The sequence below is a fragment of the Geodermatophilus sp. URMC 62 genome (genome assembly GCF_052931475.1).
The window spans coordinates 5295693-5316662 of record NZ_JBRFHY010000001.1; the positions used below are offsets into that span (position 1 = coordinate 5295693).

Sequence of the window (20970 nt, forward strand, 5' to 3'; positions counted from 1 at the left end):
CGGTCCTGGCCCCGGCGCAGGGGCCCTCCGCCCGGGCCTGCGAGGCGCAGCGGGCACCGGGGTCCTCCTGCTGCGCGCCTCCGCCGGTGGCACGAACGGCGTGGACTCCTGCCGGGCGCTGACCGCCGGCGGGTTCTCCCGCGTGCTGGCGCACGCCGCTCCCGCCCGCCTGACGAGAGCCACCCCGGGCTTCGACCACCGTGACCGGCCGGCCGGGCGCCCGAGGGGCAGCGGCTGCAGCGCCGACCGCACGACAGCGGCCCGGCACCCCGTGAGGGGTACCGGCCGCGGCCGGAGGGAGAGGACCACATCAGCGCTGTGCGGTCACAGCGCCCCGCGAGCTCAGCGCTGCGGGCCGATGCCGTTCTCGTTGAGCCCCTGGATGATCCGCGAGGACTCCTCGAACCCGATGACGACGATGCCGTCGGGGTTGAGGTCCACCATCTGCTGGACCTCGGAGTCGAAGTTCGCGGCGTTCGGGTCGTAGATGACGCTCACGACCTGGTCCTCGGACAGACCGCCGGACAGCAGGTTGTTGCGGGTGTTCTCCGCGAGACCGGTGCCGTAGGCGTCGTTGCGGGCCAGGATGCCCACGGTGTTGTTGCCGTCCTCCGCGATCAGGTCGGCCAGGGCACGCGCCTGCAGGACGTCCGGCGGGGCGGTGCGGAAGTACAGGCCGTTGTCGGCGTAGTCGGTGAACTGGTCCGACGTGTTGGCCGGGCTGATCTGCATGACGCCGGCCGACGTGATCCGGTCGATCACGTTGAGGCTCACCGTCGAGGACGCGGCGCCGACGATGGCATTGACGCCGGCCTGCAGCAGGCGGTCGACGGTCTGCGTCGCGGTGTCGGTGGTGGCGTCGCCCGAGTCACCCTCCTCCAGGCGGACGTCCTGGCCGAGGACGCCGCCGGCGGCGTTGACCTCCTGCACGGCCAGCTTGGCGCCGGCGACCTCCGGGGGGCCGAGGAAGGCGAGGTCACCGGTCAGCGGCAGCAGGGTGCCGATGACCAGCTGCTCGCCGGTGGTGCCGGGAGCCGCCGGGGCCGGGCCCTCGTCGGTGGTGGCGTTGGCCTCGTCGCCGGCCAGCACGTACCGGGTGGCCGAGTCGTCGATCTTGTTGTCGTCGCCGAACTGCTGGATGCCGAAGCTCGCCGCGGCCGGCTCCCCGGCGTCCACGAAGGCCAGCGGGCCGCTGACGCCGTCGTAGTCGGGGTTGCCCCCGGCGTTGACGATGTCGATGCAGGCCTGGAACGAGTCGCACTTCTCGCCGCCGGTGGTGACACCGTTGACGTAGGCCTTGAAGACGTTGGCGTCGTTGGTGCCGGCCAGTTGCGCGGCCAGTGCGGTGAGGACGACGGCGTCGTAGGTCTCACCGGCGTAGTTGAAGGTGTTGCCCAGGTTGGGGTCGACCGTCAGCAGCCGGTCGGTGAAGTCGCCGGCCAGCTCGGTGAGGGGCAGCGTGCCCTTCATCCCGGCGAGGGCACCCTGCTCCTCGAAGTCCTCCCCGAGGGGGGACCCCGTGTTGCCGTCGGTGCCGTAGACGTTGACCTGCTTCTCGCCGCCACCCGAGGCGTCGCCGCCCGAACCGCTGCCACCGTCGTCGCCGCCGCCACCACAGGCGGTCAGGGCGACGAGCGCAGCCGAGGTGACGGCGATGCTGCGGGCGTAGGTACGCGTGCGCATCCAGCAACTCCCAGTTGTCGTACGTCGGTACGGGGCAGGCGGGAGCGCCCGCCCCGTCAGCCCGCCGAACCTAACTGCTGTGCTGGGAGATCGAGCCGGCCGGGAGGACACCGATACGGTGTCGTGATCTGGCGTTATCCGGTGGGGTGACGCCGTCGCTCAGGAGGGTGCACCGTCCGCCGGGACCGGCGTGTCGGGGGCCAGGATCCGCTCGGCGAGCGCCTTCATCGACGTGCGCTCGTTCATGGCGGTGCGCTGGATGAAGCGGAAGGCCTCGGCCTCGGTCATGCCCTGCTGGCTCATCAGGACGCCCTTGGCCTTCTCGACGACCTTGCGCGCCTCCAGGCGCTCCTCGAGGGAGCGCACCTCGCCGTCGAGGGCGGAGATCTCGGTGAACCGGGCGCGGGCGACCTCGATGGCCGGGACGAGGTCGTTCTTGGAGAACGGCTTGACCAGGTAGGCCATCGCGCCGGCGTCCCGGGCCCGCTCGACCAGCTCGCGCTGGCTGAAGGCGGTCAGCACGATGACCGGCGCGATCCGGGTCGAGGCGATCTGCTCGGCGGCCGCCAGCCCGTCGAGGACGGGCATCTGGATGTCGAGGATGACCAGGTCGGGTGTCAGCTCGCGGGCGCGGTCGACGGCGGTCTGGCCGTCGCCGGCCTCGGCCACGACGACGTACCCCTCCTCCTCCAGCATCTCCTTGAGGTCGAGGCGGATCAGCGCCTCGTCCTCGGCGATGAGGACCCGGGTCGGCTCGCTGCTCACGGCGGGGAGCCTAGCGACGACGGGGCGTCTTGGCTGCCCGGCTAGGCTGCACCCGCCGTGACCTCGGTCGCGGCACCGGGCCCCCGTACCCCAATCGGCAGAGGGAGCGGACTCAAAACCCGCGCAGTGTGCGTTCGAGTCGCACCGGGGGCACCCTGCTCTGCTCATCGCGGTCCTCCGGACCGCACCGCGGCCACGAGCCGTCCCCGGCCACCGTGGAGCCGTGCAGTCGAGTCCTCCTCGGGGACCCTCCGGGCCCCGCTCGTCGGACCGCACCGCGGCCACGAGCCGTCCCCGGCCACCGTGGAGCCGTGCAGTCGAGTCCTCCTCGGGGACCCTCCGGGCCCCGCTCCTCGCACCACCCCGCAGGACGGCGTCCGTCCCGGCGTCCTCGTCCCGAGGGCCGCCGGGGGCACCGCATACGGTGGCGGGGTGAGCGAGCCCGTGCCCCACATGACCCCCGAGCAGTTCCGGCAGCACGGTCACGAGGTGGTCGACTGGATCGCCGACTACTGGTCGCGGCTGGAGTCCTTCCCAGTCCGGTCGAGGGTCTCGCCCGGCGACGTGCGGGCCGCCCTCCCGCCGTCGGCACCCGAGCACGGCGAGCCGTTCTCCGCGGTCCTGGCCGACCTCGAGCGCGTCGTCCTGCCGGGGATCACCCACTGGCAGCACCCCGGCTTCCTCGCCTACTTCCCGGCCAACACCTCCGGACCCTCCGTGCTCGGCGACCTGCTCTCCGCGGGCCTCGGCGTGCAGGGCATGTCGTGGGTGACCAGCCCGGCGGCCACTGAGCTCGAGCAGCACGTCCTCGACTGGCTGGCCGACCTGCTGGGCCTGCCGGCGGCGTTCCGGTCCACCGGCAGCGGCGGCGGCGTCGTCCAGGACTCCAGCTCCGGGGCCAACCTGGTGGCACTGCTCGCCGCGCTGCACCGGGCCAGCGGCGGGGCCACCGTCCGGCACGGCGTGCTGCCCGACGAGTACACGGTCTACGTCTCCTCCGAGACGCACTCGTCGATGGAGAAGGCGGTGCGGATCGCCGGGCTCGGCACCGACGCCGTCCGACTGGTGGAGGTCGACGGCGACCTGGCGATGCGCCCGGCGGCCCTGGCCGCGCGGCTGGAGCGCGACACCGCCCGCGGTCTGCGCCCGGTGCTCGTCTGCGCCACCGTCGGGACGACGTCGACCACCGCCGTGGACCCGCTGGCCGAGCTGGGGCCGATCTGCCGCCGGTACGGCGCGTGGCTGCACGTGGACGCCGCCTACGCCGGGGTGAGCGCCGTGGCGCCGGAGCTGCGGCCGCTGCAGGCCGGCGTGGACGAGGCCGACAGCTACACCACCGACGCGCACAAGTGGCTGCTCACCGGCTTCGACGCCACCCTGTTCTGGGTCGCCGACCGGGCCGCGCTCACCGGGGCGCTGGCGATCCTGCCGGAGTACCTGCGCAACGCCGCCACGGACGCCGGCGCCGTCGTCGACTACCGCGACTGGCAGATCGAGCTGGGCCGCCGGTTCCGGGCGCTCAAGCTGTGGGCGGTGCTGCGCTGGTACGGCGCGGAGGGGCTGCGGGCGCACGTGCGGTCCGGCGTGGCGCTGGCGCAGGAGCTGGCCGGCTGGGCCGACGCCGACGACCGCTTCGACGTCGTCGCGTCGCACCCGCTGTCGCTGGTGTGCCTGCGGCCGCGCTGGCCGGCCGACGTCGACGCCGACGTGGCCACCATGACGCTGCTGGAGCGGCTCAACGACGGCGGGGAGGTCTTCCTGACCCACACCACGGTCCGCGGGCAGGTGGTGCTGCGGGTGGCCGTCGGCGCCCCGACGACGACGCGGGCGCACGTCGAGCGCGCCTGGGCGCTGCTGTGCGGGGGTCACGACTGGCTGGCCGACGACTTCGCCGAGCAGGCCGCCGAGCGGGCACGGGCCGAGGCGGAGCGCCGAGCCGAGGCAGAGCGCCGAGCCGAGGCAGAGCGCCGGGCCGAGGCCGCCGCGGCCACCGACGCGGGCACGCGCAGCGCGGAGGCGGGACCAGAGGAGGCCGGCCGCGAGGAGGCCGGGGCACCGGCGGGCGAGCCCGCCGCCGTCACTCCCCCAGTGTCCGGATGAGCCCCTCCTGCGCGACGGTGGCCACGTGGGTGCCGTCGGCGGACCAGATGCTGCCGAAGCACAGCGCCCGCCCGGCCGAGGCGGCCGGGCTGTCGGTCTCGTAGAGGAACCACTCGTCGGCGCGCACCGGCGCGTGGAACCACACGGCGTGGTCGAGGCTCGCGCCGACGTAGCGGCCGCCCCAGCCGCCGCCGATGCGCGCCAGCCCGGCCGAGAGCAGCGTGAGGTCGGTGACGAAGGTCAGGGCGGCGGCGTGCACGGCGGCGTCGTCGGGCAGCCGGCCGGCGACGCGGAACCAGGCGTGGCTCTGGGTGCGCGGCAGGGCCTTGGGCTCGGGCGCGAAGGGGTCGGCCAGCGGGCGCTGCTCCACCGCCCGGCTGATCTCCAGCGCCGGTGAGGCGAGCTCGCCGTGCCCGGCCGCGTACTCGGCCAGTGAGGGCAGCTCGTCGGGCCGCGGGACGTCGGGCATCGGCCGGGCGTGCGCCACGACGGCCTGCTCGCCGGCGTGGAAGTCCGCCGTCAGCGCGAAGACCGCGACGTCCTCCCCGCGGCGCCGCTGGCAGGCGATGACGCGGCGGGAGGAGAAGGACCGGCCGTCCCGGATGCGCTCGACGGTGTAGCGCAGCTCCTCGTGCGGGTCGCCGGGCCGCAGGAAGTAGGAGTGCAGCGAGTGCACGCCCCGCCCGCTCCCCACCGTCCGCCCGGCGGCCATGAGCGCCTGCCCGGCCACCTGGCCGCCGAAGATCCGCTGCAGCCGGGTGGTGGGCGTCTGGCCGACGAAGACGTCGGTCTCGCGCTCCTCGAGGTCGAGGACGGTCATGAGGGCGGCGGCCTGGGACCCGCCGCCGCTCACGAGTCGGTCCCGACCTCGTGCACGCGGATCAGGTTCGTCGACCCGGGGGTGTTCGGCGGGCTGCCGGCCACGACGACGACGCGGTCGCCCTCCCGGAGCCGGCCGATGGACAGCAGCGAGAAGTCGACCTGGCGGACCATGTCGTCGGTGTGCTGCACGGAGGGCACGAGGAAGGTCTCCACGCCCCAGGACAGCGCCAGCTGGCTGCGGACCCGCCCGTCGACGGTGAAGGCCAGCAGCGGCTGCCGCGGGTGCAGCGCGGCCAACCGGCGGGCGCTGTCGCCGGTCTGCGTGAACGTCGCGAGCGCCTTGACGTCCATCGCCTCGGCGATGTCGCGGGCCGCGCGCACGATCGCCCCCGAGCGGGAGCGCGACTTGCGGTGCAGGTCGGGCACCCACGCCTCGTCGCTCTCGACCGCGTCGATGATCCGCTCCATCGTGCGCACCGCGCCGATCGCGTAACGGCCCACCGACGTCTCCCCGGAGAGCATCACCGCGTCGGCGCCGTCGAGGACGGCGTTGGCGACGTCGGAGGCCTCGGCGCGGGTCGGGCGGGAGTTCTCGATCATCGACTCGAGCATCTGGGTGGCCACGATGACCGGCTTGTTGCGCTCGCGGGCGGCCTGGACGGCGCGCTTCTGCACCAGCGGCACCGTCTCCAGCGCCAGCTCCACGCCGAGGTCGCCGCGGGCGACCATGATCCCGTCGAAGGCCTCGACGATGGCCTCGAGGTTCTCCACCGCCTCGGGCTTCTCCAGCTTGGCGATGACCGGGACCGAGATGTCCTCCTGGCGCATGATGTCGCGCACCAGCTCGGCGTCGGCCGGCGAGCGGACGAACGACAGCGCGATGAAGTCCACCGACAGGTGCAGGGCGAAGCGCAGGTCCTCCTCGTCCTTCTCCGACAGCGCCGGGACGCTCACTGCCACGCCGGGCAGGGACAGGCCCTTGTTGTTGGAGACCTGGCCGCCCTCGACGACCAGGCACCACACGTCCGGGCCGTCGACGGAGACCACCGACAGCGCCAGCTTGCCGTCGTCGACCAGCAGGCGGTCGCCGACGCGGGCGTCGGCGGCCAGGCCCTTGTAGGTCGTGGAGACGCGCTCGGCGGTGCCCTGGACGTCGTCGACGGTGATGCAGACCCGGCTGCCGGTGTCCCAGGTGACCGGCCCGTCGGCGAAGGTGCCGAGGCGGATCTTGGGGCCCTGCAGGTCGGCCAGGACGGCGACGGCGTGACCGGTCCTGTCCGACGCCTGGCGCACCTTGAGGTAGGCGGCCTCGTGGTCGGCGTGCGAGCCGTGGCTGAAGTTGAGCCGGGCGACGTCCATCCCCGACTCGACGAGGGCGGTGATCTGCTCGAGGGAGCTCGTGGCCGGGCCCAGGGTGCAGACGATCTTCGCGCGACGGCTCATGTCGTAGACGCTAGTAGAAGGTCCCTCCCGCCCCCCGACCACGCGCGGGTCCGCGAGTGGTCGGGGGCCGGGGGGACCGTCAGCGGAGCGCGACCGCCGTCGGGGTGACCGGGCGCGGCAGCATGGAGCTGCCGGTCAGCCACGTGTCGGCGGCGCCGGCGGCGGCGCGGCCCTCGGCGATCGCCCAGACGATGAGCGACTGTCCGCGACCGACGTCACCGGCGACGAACACGCCCGGCACGGTCGACATGAACTCCCCGTCGCGGGCGACGTTGCCGCGGGCGTCGAGCTCCAGGCCGAGGGTCTCCACCAGGCCCTCGCGCTGGGCGCCGGTGAAGCCCATGGCCAGCAGCACCAGCTGGGCCGGCAGCTCCCGCTCGGTGCCCTCGACCTTCTGGAAGCGGCCGTCGACCCGCTCGACCTCGTGGATGACCAGCGCGCGCACGTGGCCCTCGTCGTCGCCGAGGAAGCGCTCGGTGTTGACCGAGTACAGCCGCTCGCCGCCCTCCTCGTGGGCCGAGGAGATCCGCATGATCATCGGGTAGGTGGGCCAGGGGTTGCCCTCCGCCCGCGTGTCCGGCGGTGCCGGCATGATCTCCAGCTGGGTCACCGAGCGGGCGCCCTGCCGGTGCGAGGTCCCCAGGCAGTCCGCGCCGGTGTCACCGCCACCGATGATGACGACGTCCTTGCCCTTCGCGGAGATCGGCGGGTCGTCGAGCTCGCCGAGCGCCTGCCGGTTGCCGAAGGGCAGGAACTCCATGGCCAGGTGGATGCCCGCCAGCTCCCGCCCGGGCGCGGGCAGGTCGCGGCCGACGGTGGCGCCGGCGGCCAGGACGACGGCGTCGTGCTCCGCGCGCAGCTGCTCGGCGGACAGGTCGGCCTCGCCGCTGCCGCCGACCTCGACGCCGGTGACGAAGCGGGTGCCCTCGGCGCGCATCTGGTCCAGCCGCCGGTCGAGGACGGCCTTCTCCATCTTGAACTCGGGGATGCCGTAGCGCAGCAGCCCGCCGACCCGGTCAGCCCGCTCGTAGACGGTGACGTCGTGGCCGGCGCGGGTCAGCTGCTGGGCGGCGGCCAGCCCGGCCGGGCCCGACCCGACGACGGCGACCTTCTTGCCGGTCCGCTCGGCCGGGGCCTGCGGACCGACGTGGCCGCGCTCGAAGGCCTGGTCGATGATCTCCCACTCGATCTGCTTGATCGTGACCGGGGAGTCCTGCAGGTTCAGCACGCAGGCGCCCTCGCACGGGGCGGGGCACAGCTTCCCGGTGAACTCCGGGAAGTTGTTGGTCGCGTGCAGGCGCTCGATCGCCTCGCGCCAGTCGTCGCGGCGGGCCAGGTCGTTCCACTCCGGGATGAGGTTGCCCAGCGGGCACCCGTGGTGGCAGAAGGGGATGCCGCAGTCCATGCACCGGGCGGCCTGCTGGCGCAGCGCCGTCACCGGGTAGACGGCGTCCTCACCGCTCTGCCGGGAGAGGTAGACGTCCTTCCAGTCCAGGATGCGGACGTCGACGGGCCGCCGCGGCGGCATCGCCCGCTCGTACTTCAGGAACCCCGTGGAGTCAGCCACGTGCGGCCTCCATCACTGCTCGGTCGACATCGGTCCCGGCGGCCTCGGCGGCGCGCCGGGCCTCCAGCGCGCGTCGGTAGTCGCGCGGCATGATCACGCTGAACTGCTCGGACCAGCGGCCCCAGTCGGCCAGCAGCGCCGCGGCCACGGGGGACTCGGTCTCGGCCTGGTACCGGACCAGCACCTCCCGCAGCCACTGCGCGGACTCCCCGTCCAGCGGCTCGATGTCGACCATCTCGCCGTTGACCCGGTGCCGGGCCAGGTCGAGGACGTAGCCGATGCCGCCGGACATGCCCGCCGCCACGTTGCGGCCGGTGGGCCCCAGGATCACCGCGCGCCCGCCGGTCATGTACTCCAGCGCGTGGTCGCCGACGCCCTCGACGACGGCCAGGGCGCCGGAGTTGCGGACGCAGAAGCGCTCGCCGACCCGCCCGCGCAGGAAGACCTCCCCGCCGGTGGCGCCGTAGCCGATGACGTTGCCGGCGATGACGTTGTCCTCGGCGGGGAAGGTCGCCTCCCGCGCCGGCCGCACGACGATCCGCCCGCCGGAGAGGCCCTTGCCGACGTAGTCGTTGGCGTCGCCGAACAGCCGCATGGTGATCCCGCGCGGCACGAAGGCGCCGAAGGACTGGCCGGCCGACCCGGTGAAGGTCAGGTCGATCGTGCCGTCGGGCAGGCCCTCGCCGCCGAAGCGGCGGGTGACCATCGAGCCGAGCATCGTGCCGACGGTGCGGTTGACGTTGCGCACCGGCAGCTCCAGGCTCACCGGCCGCGCGTCGAGCAGCGCGCCCTCGCACAGCTGGATCAGCGTCTGGTCCAGCGCGACGTCGAGGCCGTGGTCCTGGGTGCGGACGGCGTGCCGCGGGGTGCCCTCGGGCAGCTCGGGCAGCGCGAGCATCTTCGACAGGTCCAGCCCGCGGGCCTTCCAGTGGTCGACCGCCTCGCGGGTGTCGAGCAGCTCGACGTGGCCGACGGCCTCCTCGACGCTGCGGAAGCCCAGCTCGGCGAGGTACGCGCGCACCTGCTCGGCGAGGAACTCGAAGAAGGTGACCACGAACTCCGGCCGCCCGGTGAACCGCTTGCGCAGCTCCGGGTTCTGGGTGGCGACGCCGACCGGGCAGGTGTCGAGGTGGCAGACCCGCATCATGATGCAGCCCGAGACCACCAGCGGAGCGGTGGCGAAGCCGTACTCCTCCGCACCGAGCAGCATCGCCACGATCACGTCGCGGCCGGTCTTCATCTGCCCGTCGACCTGCACGACGATCCGGTCGCGCAGGCCGTTGGCCAGCAGCGTCTGCTGCGTCTCGGCCAGGCCGAGCTCCCACGGCGAGCCGGCGTGCTTGAGCGAGGTCAGCGGGGCGGCGCCGGTGCCGCCGTCGTGCCCGGAGATGAGCACCACGTCGGCGTGGGCCTTGCTGACCCCGGCCGCGACCGTGCCGACGCCGACCTCGGCGACCAGCTTGACGTTGACCCGCGCCTGGTCGTTGGCGTTCTTCAGGTCGTGGATGAGCTGCTTGAGGTCCTCGATCGAGTAGATGTCGTGGTGCGGCGGCGGGCTGATCAGGCCGACGCCCGGCGTCGAGTGCCGGGTGCGGGCCACCCACGGGTACACCTTGCCGCCGGGCAGCTGGCCGCCCTCGCCGGGCTTGGCGCCCTGCGCCATCTTGATCTGGATGTCGTCGGAGTTGACCAGGTAGTCGCTGGTCACGCCGAAGCGGCCGCTGGCCACCTGCTTGATCGCCGAGCGGCGCAGGTCGCCGTTGGGGTCGGGCACGAACCGGTCGGGGTCCTCGCCGCCCTCGCCGGTGTTGGACCGCCCGCCGAGGCGGTTCATGGCGATGGCGAGGGTCTCGTGCGCCTCCTGGGAGATGGAGCCGTAGCTCATCGCGCCGGTCTGGAACCGCTTGACGATCTCGCCGGCCGGCTCGACCTCCTCCAGCGGCACCGGCGGCCGCACACCCTGCCGGATCGAGAACAGGCCGCGCAGGGTGGCCGCGTCCTCCGACAGCTGGTCGACCGTCTTCGTGTAGCGCTCGAAGACCTCGTACTGCCGCGAGCGGGTGGAGTGCTGGAGCAGGAACACCGTCTCGGGGTTGAACAGGTGCACCTCCCCCTCGCGGCGCCACTGGTACTCCCCACCGGTCTCCAGCCGGCGGTGCGCCCGCTCGGTCGGGTTCTCCGGGTAGGCGCGCCGGTGCCGCATGGCGACCTCCTCGGCGAGCACGTCGACGCCCACCCCGCCCAGGGGCGCGGAGGTGCCGGTGAAGTACTCGTCGACGACCTCCTTCGACAGGCCGACCGCCTCGAAGATCTGCGCCATCGTGTACGAGCCGACGGTGCTGATGCCCATCTTGCTCATGACCTTGAGGACGCCCTTGCCCAGCGCCTTCACCACGTTGCGCACGGCCTGCGCCGCCTGGACGCCGGTGAGCGAGCCGTCGCGGATGAGGTCCTCGATCGACTCGAAGGCCAGGTAGGGGTTGACCGCGGCCGCGCCGTAGCCGAGCAGCAGCGCGACGTGGTGCACCTCGCGGCAGTCGCCGGACTCGACGACGAGGCCGACCTCCATGCGGGTCCGCTCGCGCACCAGGTGGTGGTGGACCGCGGCGGTCATCAGCAGCGACGGGATCGGCGCGCGCTTCTCGTCGCAGTCGCGGTCGGAGAGCACGATGACCCGGGCGCCGGCCGCGATGGCCTTGCTGACCTTGGTCCGCAGCTCCTCGACGGCCTGCACCAGCGCCGGGCCGCCGCCGGTGACGTCGAAGTGGCCGGTGATCCGGACGGCGGCGAAGCCGGGCAGGTCGCCGTCGTCGTCGATGTGCAGGATCTTGGCCAGCTCGTCGTTGTCGATGACCGGGTAGGGCAGGAACACCTGGCGGCAGGACGCCGGGGTGGCCCGCAGCAGGTTCTGCTCGGGGCCGAAGGTGCGGCCCAGGCTGGTCACCAGCTCCTCGCGGATGGCGTCCAGCGGGGGGTTGGTCACCTGCGCGAACAGCTGCCCGAAGTAGTCGTAGAGCAGCCGGGAGCGGTCCGACAGCGCCGCGATCGGGGTGTCGGTGCCCATGGAGCCGATCGGCTCGGCGCCGCTGGAGGCCATCGGGGTGAGCAGGACGCGCAGGTCCTCCTCGGTGTAGCCGAACAGCAGCTGCCGGCGCACGACCGACTCGTGGCTGGGCCGCGCCCGCCGCCGCTCGGGCAGCTGCGGCAGGTGCACCAGGCCGGCGTGCAGCCAGTCGTCGTAGGGGTGCTCCCCGGCCAGGGCGCCCTTGACCTCCTCGTCGGAGACGATCCGCCCGGAGGTGGTGTCGACGAGGAACATCCGGCCCGGCTGCAGCCGGCCCTTCGCCACGACGTCGCCGGCCGGGATCTCCAGGACGCCGGCCTCGCTGGCCAGGACGACGAGGTCGTCGCGCGTCCGCCACCAGCGGCCCGGGCGCAGGCCGTTGCGGTCGAGGACGGCGCCGATGACGGTGCCGTCGGTGAAGGCCACGCAGGCCGGCCCGTCCCAGGGCTCCATGATCGAGGAGTGGAACCGGTAGAAGGCCCGGCGGGCCGGGTCCATCTCGTCGTGGTTCTCCCACGCCTCCGGGATCATCATGAGCACCGCGTGCGGCAGCGAGCGGCCCGACAGGTGCAGCAGCTCGAGGACCTCGTCGAAGGTGGCCGAGTCGCTGAAGTCGCTGGCGGTGACCGGGAAGATCCGCTCCAGGCCGAGCTCGGCGGCCGGGCCGGCGGGGCCGTCGAACAGCTCGGTCTCGAGCTTGGCCTCGCGGGCGCGCATCCGGTTGCGGTTGCCCTTGATCGTGTTGATCTCGCCGTTGTGGGCGATGAACCGGAACGGGTGGGCCAGCGGCCAGCTCGGGAAGGTGTTGGTGGAGAACCGGCTGTGCACCAGGGCGATGGCCGACTGGTAGCGCTCGTCGCGCAGGTCGGGGAAGAACGCCGGCAGCTGGTCGGTGGTCAGCATGCCCTTGTAGGTCAGCGTCCGGCACGACAGCGAGACGACGTAGAGGGAGCTGCCGGCCTCGCGGGCCTCGCGCTCGGCGCGCTTGCGCAGCACGAAGGAGCGCCGCTCCAGCCGGGTGACGCCGTTGCACACACGCGGGCCGCCGAACGCGGCGGCGTCGGCGCGGGCGCCCATGGTCTCGGCGACGAACACCTGGGCGAAGTGCGGCATGACCGCGCGGGCGGTGGGGCCGAGGTCGGCGCCGTCGGGGTCGACCGGCACGTCACGCCAGCCGAGGACGGTCAGGCCCTCCTCGGCGGCGATGCGGGCGACGTCGGCCCGGCGGTCCGCCCGCTCCGTCTCGTCGACGGGCAGGAAGGCGATGCCGACGGAGTACTCGCCGACCGGGGGCAGGTCGAAGTCGACGCTGGCTCGCAGCAGCTCGTCGGGGACCTGGGTGAGGATGCCCGCGCCGTCACCGGAGTTGGGCTCGGAACCGGCGGCCCCGCGGTGGTCGAGGTTGTGCAGCGCGGTCAGCCCGGCGGCGACGATCTTCCGCGAGCGGCGGCCCCGGGCGTCGGCCACGAAGGCGACACCGCAGGCGTCGGAGTCGTTCGCCGGGTCGTAGAGACCGCTGGCGGGCGGCACCGCGGAGAAGGGGACGGCCGAGGTGGGCGCGGAGGGGGTGCGCGCGGCCTGGGGGGCGGGGGTGGGAGACCCGAGCATGATCACTCCCGTCGTCGGCTGCCGCGCCGTCCTCCGGGGAGGGCGGCGTGGGGGCGCGGAGCCCGGCCGGTGGTCAAGGGGGCGGAGCGGGGAGGTACGGCGGGGGGGTGCAGACGCAGGACTGCGGTCGAGCCGCGACCGGCTGGAGCACGGTGTGCCCGGGCCGGCTGGGGTCAGCGGCCCCACGGGTGGTGCCGCGGGGTCGTCGTCCGCGGGGCAGCGCTGGCCCGGTCCGACACGTGCGACCCACCAGGATCACTGGGGGTCTGGAGGAAGGGTACACAGCCGGGACGGCCGGCCGACCCGCCCGGACGACGTGTGCGGCGCGTCCGGTCAGGCCGTCCCGGGCGTGTCGTGAGAACGGTCACCGGCCCGCCGGGCGGCGGGGGCGTCCGCGCTGGTCGGGACCTCGTCCGCGGGGTCGCCGGCCCGCACCGGGGTGTCGTCGTCGTCACGTCCGGCAGCGCCGCCGGCCTCCCGGTCCTCCGGGTGGATCACCTCGCGCGGGCGGCCGCGCTGCCAGACGAGGTAGGCGACGGCGAGCAGGCCCACCACGACGGCGGTGAAGACGTTGAGCCGGATGCCGAAGAAGGTGTTGGCCGGGTCGATGCGCAGCAGCTCGATCCACAGGCGGCCGGCGCAGTACAGCGCGACGTAGAGGGCGAACGCGCGGCCGTGGGAGAGCCGGAAGCGCCGGTCGGCCCAGACGACGACGGCCGCGGCGGCCAGGTTCCACAGCAGCTCGTAGAGGAACGTCGGGTGGAAGGTGCCGAGCACCACCGGCTGCCCGTCGGCCCCGATGACGGCGCGCCCGCCGTCCCACTCGTGGATCCGCAGCGCCCACGGCAGGTCGGTCGGGCCGCCGTAGAGCTCGTTGTTGAACCAGTTGCCCAGCCGGCCGATCGCCTGGGCGACGAGCAGGCCGGGGGCGATGGCGTCACCGAAGGCCGGCAGCGGGATGCCGCGGCGGCGGCAGGCGATCCACGCACCGACGCCCCCGAGGGCGATGGCCCCCCAGATGCCCAGGCCGCCCTCCCAGATGGCGAAGGCCCGCAGCGGGTCGCCGCCCTCGCCGAAGTAGGGCTGCGGCGTCGTGACCACGTGGTACAGCCGGCCGCCGAGGATGCCGAAGGGCACCGCCCAGACGGCGATGTCGAGCACCTCACCGGGCCGGCCGCCGCGGGCCACCCAGCGTTTCTCGGCGATCCAGCAGGCGGCCACGATCCCGGCGATGATGCACAGCGCGTAGGCCCGGATCGGGAAGGGGCCGAGCTCCCAGACCCCCTGGGTGGGGCTGGGGATGACCGCGAGCGCGCTCACGCCGTCACGCCCGCGCGGCGGCGGACGCCCTCGGCCAGCTCGGCCGACAGCGCGCGGGTGCCCTCCGGGCCGTGGCCGTCGAGCACCTGCCGGACGTAGGCCGAGCCGACGATCACGCCGTCGGCGAAGCCGGCCACCTCGGCGGCCTGGTCGCCGGTCGAGACGCCCAGGCCCACGCACACCGGCAGCTCGCCGGCCACGGCGCGGGTGCGGGTGACCAGCCGCTCGGCCGCGTCACTCACCGCGGCCCGGACGCCGGTGACGCCCATCGTGGAGGCGGCGTACACGAAGCCGCGGCAGGCGGCGACGGTGGCGGCCAGCCGGGCGTCGGTGGACGACGGCGCGACCAGGAAGACCCGGTCGAGGCCGGTGCGGTCGGTGGCGGCCAGCCAGGGCCCGGCCTCGTCGGGGATCAGGTCGGGGGTGATCGCGCCGGCACCCCCGGCGGCGGCCAGGTCGTCGGCGAACCGGTCGACGCCGTAGTGCTCGATGGGGTTCCAGTAGCTCATGACCACGGGCACCGCCCCCGCGTCGGCGATCGCGCGGACCGCACCGAACACGTCGGACAGCCCCACGCCGGCCCGGACGGCGACGTCCATCGCCTCCTGGATGACCGGGCCCTCCATCCCGGGGTCGGAGTACGGGACGCCGATCTCCACGGCGTCCGCCCCGCCCTCGACCAGCGCGACCATGGCCTCGATCGAGCGCGGTACGTCGGGGTAGCCGACCGGCAGGTAGCCGATCAGCGCGGCCCGCCCCTCGGCCCGTGCCTGTGCGATCCGGTCCTCGAGCGCGCTCACGCCGACTCCCCCGCGTCCTGGCCGGACACGGCCTCGTCGTTGCTGACCGCGCCCTCGGTGGGCCGCTGGTCGGTGTCCATGCCCGGGCCGGGGTCGACCTCGGTGCGGTCGCCGAGCCCGAACCAGCGCGACGCCGTCTCGACGTCCTTGTCCCCGCGCCCGGAGAGGTTCACCAGCAGCAGGGCGTCCGGGCCCAGCTCGCGGCCCAGCCGCATCGCGCCGGCCAGGGCGTGCGCGGACTCGATGGCCGGGATGATCCCCTCGGTGCGCGACAGCAGCGCGAAGGCCTCCATGGCCTCGGCGTCGGTGACCGGGCGGTACTCGGCGCGGCCGGTGTCGTGCAGGTGGGAGTGCTCGGGGCCCACGCCCGGGTAGTCCAGGCCGGCACTGATCGAGTGCGACTCGATGGTCTGGCCGTTGTCGTCCTGCAGCAGGTAGGAGCGGGCGCCGTGCAGCACGCCCGGCGAGCCGCCGGTGATCGTGGCCGCGTGCCGGCCGGTCTCGACGCCGTCGCCGGCGGCCTCCAGGCCCAGCAGCCGCACGCCCTCGTCGGGGACGAAGGCGGTGAAGATCCCGATCGCGTTGGACCCGCCGCCCACGCAGGCCAGGACGGCGTCGGGCAGCCGGCCCTCCCGCTCGAGGACCTGGGCGCGGGCCTCGTCGCCGATGACCCGCTGGAACTCGCGGACCATGAGCGGGAAGGGGTGCGGGCCGGCGACGGTGCCGAACACGTAGTTCGTCGTCTCGACGTTGGTCACCCAGTCGCGGAAGGCCTCGTTGATGGCGTCCTTGAGGGTGCGCGAGCCGGTGGTCACCGGGACCACCTCGGCACCGAGCAGCCGCATGCGGGCGACGTTGAGCGCCTGGCGGCGGGTGTCCTCCTCGCCCATGTAGACGGTGCACGACAGGCCCAGCAGGGCCGCGGCGGTGGCGGTGGCGACGCCGTGCTGGCCGGCGCCGGTCTCGGCGATGACCCGCTGCTTGCCGATGCGGCGGGTCAGCAGCGCCTGGCCGAGCACGTTGTTGATCTTGTGTGATCCGGTGTGGTTGAGGTCCTCGCGCTTGAGCAGCACCCGCGCCCCGCCGCAGTGCTCGGCGAAGCGGGGCACCTCGGTGACCGGACTGGGCCGGCCGGTGTAGTCGCGCTGCAGCGCGGCGAACTCCTCGACGAAGGCCGGGTCGACCCGCATGGCCTCGAACGCCTCGGTGAGGTCGTCGAGCGCCGCGATCAGCGCCTCGGGGACGAAGCGCCCGCCGAAGACGCCGAAGTGGCCGGTGGCGTCGGGCCAGGCGGGGTGCGCCGACTCGAGTCGCTGCTCGGGAGGGTGCACGGCACTGGTCGTCATGCGCCCAGTGTCCCTCGCAGGCGGGCGCGCAGGTGGCGGAGGGGTCGGCGGGTCGTGCGCGGACCCGGACGGGTGCGACCTCCCCCACCGTCGGCGGCGGGACCGGACCCGCCGGTCAGGCCGTGCTGCGGGCCTTCCGCAGGTCGGGCGGGCACGCCGGCGTCTGGGCGGTGCTGGCCGAGCGCGGCACCCAGGTCGAGGCCGCCGTCACGCCTCAGTGCGGGAGGGCGGCGAGTCCTCGGTGCCGGGCGGCGGCGTTGAGCCGGCCGTCGAAGCTCGCCACCGTCGCCCCGACCTGCTCGGCGGCGAGCAGGACACAGCAGTCGGGCGTCCTCAGGTTCGTGTGCGCGCGGAGCTCAGCGAGGCGGAGTGCCGAGTCCGCCGGGAAGGACAGCGCGGTCACCTCGAGGTCGCGCAGCGCCCGGAGGACGATGTCCACCCGCCCCTGGCGCGCAGGGCCGACGAGCGTCTCCGCCAGGTCCAGGGGGTGGACGGCGAGGTCGTCGTCGACGTGCGCCGCGAGCAAGGCCCACGCCGCGTCGTGGTGGGCGTCACCGCCGTCGAGGAACGCGATGAGGACACTCGTGTCCAGCACCATCACCTCGGCCACTCGTTCCGGAGCTGGTCGAGGTAGCCCGGGCCGAACGCGCCGGTGAGCGCCCCACCGTGCCGCTCGATGGCAGCCAGCCGCTCCTCCCGCCGCAGCCGGTGCGCGGCTTCACCGACGCGGTGACCCTCCAGGGCGAGCTGCACGAGCACCTGGGACCGACTGAGGCCGGGCCAGCGGACCGCGGCGGCGTCGAGGGCCGTCCTCAGGTCATCGGACTCCGTCACGACGTGACGGGGACGAGTCGTCGGCACCCGCCCAGTGCATCACCAGCCGATGCGGTGCATCACCGATGCGGGAGACGGGCTCCCGGCGCTCGGGATGCGCCGTCGACCCCGGTCCCGTGGCGGTCGTGGCCCTCCGGCAGGGGCCCGCCGCGAGCGTGCGAGCGGTGGGGGCAGGAGGGCCCCTCGTCAGCGGGTGGTGCGCGGGGTGGCCGGGTGCGAGCCGGCGGTGACCAGGTCGGCGACGGCCTGGCGGGCGTCCCCGGCGGTGACCAGGCCCTCGCCGACGAGCACCGCGTCGGCGCCAGCACCGGCGTAGGCGATGAGGTCGTGCGGGCCGCGGACGCCGGACTCGGCGACCTTCACGACCTCCGAGGGCAGGCCGGGGGCGATCCGCTCGAAGGTGGAGCGGTCGACGGCGAGGGTGGTGAGGTCGCGGGCGTTGACGCCGATGACCGAGGCCCCGGCCGCCAGCGCGCGGTCGGCCTCGGCCTCGGTGTGCACCTCGACCAGCGCGGTCATGCCCAGGGACTCGACCCGCTCGAGCAGGCCGGTCAGCACGTTCTGCTCGAGGGCGGCGACGATGAGCAGGACGACGTCGGCACCGTGCGCGCGGGCCTCGTGCACCTGGTAGCTGCTGACCACGAAGTCCTTGCACAGCACCGGGACGTCGACGGCGGCGCGGACGGCGGCCAGGTCGGCGTGCGAGCCGCCGAAGCGGCGGCGCTCGGTGAGCACGCTGATGACCCGGGCGCCCCCGGCGGCGTACTGGGCGGCGAGCACCGCGGGGTCGGGGATGTCGGCAAGGTCGCCCTTGCTGGGGCTGCGCCGCTTGACCTCGGCGATGACGCCGACGCCCGGCTCGCGCAGGGCCGCCAGGGCGTCCAGCGCCGGCCGGGCGTCGCGGGCGGCGGCCCGCACCTCGGCCAGCGGGGTGGCCACCTCGCGCGCCGCGACGTCCTCGCGGACGCCGGCGACGATCTCGTCGAGGACGGTCACTCCGCCTCCTCGCTGCTGGTCGGTTCGTCCCGGGCGGGACCGGGTAGTGGTCGAGGCCGGCCTGGAGGCCGCCGGACCGGTGGACCCACTCTAGAAGGAGCGGCCGGGCGCCCTGGTCGCCGGGTCGTCGTCGCCGGAGCCGTCGGTCGGGTCGTCGGTCGGGTCGTCGGTCGGGTCGTCGCCGCGGTCCAGGGCCCGCCAGGCGTCCAGCGCCCGGTCCTCGTCGGTGCGGGCGCGGGCCGGGGCCGCAGCGGCGGCGCCCGGGGTCCGCTCGTAGCGGCGTCCCATGCCGGGCCACCGCCGTCCGCGGACGACGACCAGCAGCCCGGCAGCCGCGGCGAGGACGGCGGCGATCAGGCACAGCACCGGCCAGCCGGCGGCGACGTCGACCGCGGCCGTCTCCCCCGGCGCGAGCGGCCCGGGCCCCGGGCCGGAGACGAGCGACCGGACCGCCGACCAGCCGAGCACCAGCCCGGAGGCCACCACCAGCGCCCCGACGGCGGCCCGGCCGGCACCGCGGACGGCGAGGACGGCGACCGCGGCGGCCAGCAGCACCAGACCGCAGGCCGCCACGAGCGGCGCGACGGTGGCCCCGGTGAGCGCCTCGCCGACCGGCGGCAGCGGTGCGGGGCGGGTGACGGTGACCCTCGCCCACGTCTGCCCGCCGGCCGACAGCGCGAGCCCGCCGGCCAGCGCGCACCCGGCGACGGCGGCCCCCAGCTCCCGGCGGACCGCGCTCACCGGACCTCCCGCATGCCCTCCGCGGTCGCGATCGCCGAGAGCACCGCCCGCGCCTTGTGCCGGGTCTCGGCCTCCTCGGTGGCGGGGTCGCTGTCGGCGACCACGCCGGCGCCGGCCTGCACGTAGGCCCGGCCCCGGTGCAGGACGGCGGTGCGGATGGCGATGGCCATGTCCATGTCGCCACTCGCGTCGAGGTAGCCGACGGTGCCCGCGTACAGGGCCCGGCGGGTGGGCTCGAGCGACTCGATGATCTCCATCGCCCGCGGCTTGGGGGCGCCGGAGACGGTGCCGGCGGGGAAGGTCGCGTCGAAGACGTCGAGCGCGTCGCGGCCGGGGGCGACCTCGCCGGACACCGTGGAGACCAGGTGCATGACGTGGCTGTAGTACTCGACCCGCATGAAGTCGGGGACCTCGACCGTGCCCGGCACGCACACCCGGCCGAGGTCGTTGCGGGCCAGGTCGACGAGCATCACGTGCTCGGCGCGCTCCTTGGGGTCGGCAAGCAGGCCCTCGGCCAGCCGCAGGTCCTCCTCCTCGGTGGCCCCGCGCGGGCGGGTGCCGGCCGGCGGGTGCACCACGGCCTGGTCCCCGGTGACCGTCACCAGCGCCTCCGGCGAGGACCCGACGACGTCGAACGGCGACTCCCGGCCGGCGAAGCGCAGCAGGTACATGTACGGCGAGGGGTTGGTCGCCCGCAGCACCCGGTAGAGGTCCAGGGCCTCCACACCGGTCCGGGTCTCGAAGCGCTGGGCGAGCACGACCTGGAACGCGTCGCCGGCGCGGATGTGCTCGCGGACGGTCTCCACCCCGGCCTCGAAGGCCCCCGGCGCCATGGTGCTGCGCACCGGCGGGGGCTCGGCGGGGGTGAACGTGGCCACGCCCGGCGGCACGGCCTCGGTCAGGTCGGCGGCCATGGCGTCGAGCCGGGCGACGGCGTCGTCCCAGGCGGCACCGCGGTCGCCGGAGCCGGCGAGGGCGTTGGCGATGAGCAGCACCGTGCCGTCGGTGTGGTCGAGCACGGCCAGGTCGGTGACCAGCATGAGGGCGAGCTCGGGCATGCCGAGGTCGTCGGTGGCCGTGTCCGGCAGCCGCTCGAGCCGCCGCACGACGTCGTAGCCGAGGTAGCCGACCAGGCCGCCGGTGAGCCGGGGCAGGTCGGGCCGGCGCGGCGAGCGCAACCGGCGGGCCAGCGTGCGGACGGCGGCGAGCGGGTCGGCGGGCAGCTCGTCGGTCAGCCCGGGCAGCGGGTCGCCGAGCCAGACGGTGGCGCCGTCGCGCTCGGTGAGGACGCCGGCGGCGCGGACGCCGACGAAGCTGTAGCGCGACCACCGCTTGCCCTGCTCGGCCGACTCCAGCAGCACCGTGCCGGGCCGGTTGCCGGCGAGCTTGCGGTAGACGCCGACGGCGGTCTCGCCGTCGGCCAGCAGCCGCCGGGTCACCGGCACCACGGGCTGGTCGAGCGCGGCGCACTCCTCCCGCGAGGGCGAGGTCTCACCGAGCCGCACGGGAGGCCTCCAGCGGCCGGTGGAAGCAGCTGCGCTCGCCGGTGTGGCAGGCCGGCCCCTCCTGGTCGACGAGCACCAGCAGCGCGTCGCCGTCGCAGTCCAGGCGCACGTCGCGGACCCACTGGCGGTGACCGGAGGTCTCCCCCTTCACCCAGTACTCGCCGCGGCTGCGCGACCAGTAGGTGGCCCGGCCGGTGGTCAGCGTGCGGCGCAGCGCCTCGTCGTCCATCCAGGCGACCATGAGCACCTCACCGGTGTCGTGCTGCTGGACGACGGCGGCGACCAGCCCGGCGGGGTCGCGGCGCAGCGCGGCGGCGACCGCGGGGTCCAGGGCGGACTCGGCGGCGGGGACGGCGGACATGCCCCCGATCGTCCC

General features: G+C 74.6%; 16 protein-coding genes and 1 tRNA gene. 2 read left to right on the forward strand and 15 right to left on the reverse strand.

Annotated features, from left to right (window positions below):
- Positions 1–342: 342 nt before the first annotated feature.
- Both ACU616_RS25425 and ACU616_RS25430 read right to left on the reverse strand, forming a co-directional pair.
- Positions 343–1683, reverse strand: a complete 1341-nt coding sequence (locus tag ACU616_RS25425; RefSeq protein ID WP_446761168.1) for an ABC transporter substrate-binding protein — start codon at positions 1681–1683, stop codon at positions 343–345.
- 159 nt (positions 1684–1842) lie between these two features.
- Positions 1843–2448: an ANTAR domain-containing response regulator gene (locus ACU616_RS25430; RefSeq protein WP_446761169.1), complete on the reverse strand. Its 606-nt coding sequence runs from the start codon at positions 2446–2448 to the stop codon at positions 1843–1845.
- A gap of 79 nt (positions 2449–2527) precedes the next feature.
- On the opposite strand from ACU616_RS25430, the gene ACU616_RS25435 reads away from it, so the two are divergent.
- Both ACU616_RS25435 and ACU616_RS25440 read left to right on the forward strand, forming a co-directional pair.
- A tRNA-Leu gene (locus tag ACU616_RS25435) sits at positions 2528–2601 on the forward strand.
- Between the two features lie 279 nt (positions 2602–2880).
- Positions 2881–4548, forward strand: a complete 1668-nt coding sequence (locus ACU616_RS25440) for an aminotransferase class I/II-fold pyridoxal phosphate-dependent enzyme (RefSeq protein WP_446761170.1) — start codon at positions 2881–2883, stop codon at positions 4546–4548.
- On the opposite strand, the gene ACU616_RS25445 is transcribed toward ACU616_RS25440, so the two are convergent.
- The 13 genes from ACU616_RS25445 to hisI form a co-directional block, all read right to left on the reverse strand.
- Positions 4526–5401, reverse strand: coding sequence for an acyl-CoA thioesterase (locus ACU616_RS25445; RefSeq protein ID WP_446761171.1), 876 nt, complete (start codon positions 5399–5401; stop codon positions 4526–4528). The two genes, ACU616_RS25440 and ACU616_RS25445, sit on opposite strands and share 23 nt — an antisense overlap.
- Complete coding sequence (gene pyk, locus ACU616_RS25450; protein WP_446761172.1) at positions 5398–6813, reverse strand: pyruvate kinase; 1416 nt, start codon at positions 6811–6813, stop codon at positions 5398–5400. The genes ACU616_RS25445 and pyk overlap by 4 nt, the downstream gene beginning before the upstream one ends.
- Positions 6814–6892: 79 nt before the next feature.
- Entirely contained in the window at positions 6893–8380 is a 1488-nt protein-coding gene (locus tag ACU616_RS25455; RefSeq protein ID WP_446761173.1) for a glutamate synthase subunit beta, read from the reverse strand.
- On the reverse strand, positions 8373–13052 hold the full coding sequence (gene gltB, locus ACU616_RS25460; protein ID WP_446761174.1) for a glutamate synthase large subunit: 4680 nt from the start codon (positions 13050–13052) through the stop codon (positions 8373–8375). The genes ACU616_RS25455 and gltB overlap by 8 nt, the downstream gene beginning before the upstream one ends.
- A 333-nt stretch (positions 13053–13385) precedes the next feature.
- Complete coding sequence (gene lgt, locus ACU616_RS25465; protein ID WP_446761175.1) at positions 13386–14372, reverse strand: prolipoprotein diacylglyceryl transferase; 987 nt, start codon at positions 14370–14372, stop codon at positions 13386–13388.
- Positions 14369–15172, reverse strand: a complete 804-nt coding sequence (gene trpA, locus ACU616_RS25470) for a tryptophan synthase subunit alpha (protein ID WP_446761176.1) — start codon at positions 15170–15172, stop codon at positions 14369–14371. The genes lgt and trpA overlap by 4 nt, the downstream gene beginning before the upstream one ends.
- Positions 15169–16518 carry a tryptophan synthase subunit beta gene (gene trpB, locus ACU616_RS25475; protein WP_446761177.1) on the reverse strand — a complete coding sequence of 450 codons (1350 nt, stop codon included), beginning with the start codon at positions 16516–16518 and terminating at the stop codon, positions 15169–15171. The genes trpA and trpB overlap by 4 nt, the downstream gene beginning before the upstream one ends.
- Positions 16519–16732: 214 nt before the next feature.
- Positions 16733–17113, reverse strand: a complete 381-nt coding sequence (locus ACU616_RS25480; RefSeq protein ID WP_446761178.1) for a type II toxin-antitoxin system VapC family toxin — start codon at positions 17111–17113, stop codon at positions 16733–16735.
- A gap of 2 nt (positions 17114–17115) precedes the next feature.
- Positions 17116–17352: a hypothetical protein gene (locus ACU616_RS25485; RefSeq protein ID WP_446761179.1), complete on the reverse strand. Its 237-nt coding sequence runs from the start codon at positions 17350–17352 to the stop codon at positions 17116–17118.
- Between the two features lie 186 nt (positions 17353–17538).
- On the reverse strand, positions 17539–18348 hold the full coding sequence (gene trpC, locus ACU616_RS25490; RefSeq protein ID WP_446761180.1) for an indole-3-glycerol phosphate synthase TrpC: 810 nt from the start codon (positions 18346–18348) through the stop codon (positions 17539–17541).
- A 90-nt stretch (positions 18349–18438) separates the two neighbouring features.
- Positions 18439–19089 (reverse strand): Trp biosynthesis-associated membrane protein, encoded by a 651-nt coding sequence (locus ACU616_RS25495; protein ID WP_446761181.1) that lies wholly within the window; start codon positions 19087–19089, stop codon positions 18439–18441.
- Positions 19086–20594, reverse strand: coding sequence for an anthranilate synthase component I (locus tag ACU616_RS25500; RefSeq protein WP_446761182.1), 1509 nt, complete (start codon positions 20592–20594; stop codon positions 19086–19088). Before ACU616_RS25500 ends, ACU616_RS25495 begins: the two co-directional genes overlap by 4 nt.
- Positions 20581–20955 (reverse strand): phosphoribosyl-AMP cyclohydrolase, encoded by a 375-nt coding sequence (gene hisI, locus ACU616_RS25505; protein WP_446761183.1) that lies wholly within the window; start codon positions 20953–20955, stop codon positions 20581–20583. Before hisI ends, ACU616_RS25500 begins: the two co-directional genes overlap by 14 nt.
- Positions 20956–20970: the final 15 nt, after the last annotated feature.

Excerpts from the sequence above, each read along its gene's own strand:
- hisI (WP_446761183.1), bottom strand. The coding sequence starts at position 20,955 with ATGTCCGCCGTCCCCGCCGCCGAGTCCGCCCTGGACCCCGCGGTCGCC.
- ACU616_RS25425 (WP_446761168.1), bottom strand. The coding sequence starts at position 1,683 with ATGCGCACGCGTACCTACGCCCGCAGCATCGCCGTCACCTCGGCTGCG.
- trpB (WP_446761177.1), bottom strand. The coding sequence starts at position 16,518 with ATGACGACCAGTGCCGTGCACCCTCCCGAGCAGCGACTCGAGTCGGCG.
- pyk (WP_446761172.1), bottom strand. The coding sequence starts at position 6,813 with ATGAGCCGTCGCGCGAAGATCGTCTGCACCCTGGGCCCGGCCACGAGC.
- gltB (WP_446761174.1), bottom strand. The coding sequence starts at position 13,052 with ATGCTCGGGTCTCCCACCCCCGCCCCCCAGGCCGCGCGCACCCCCTCC.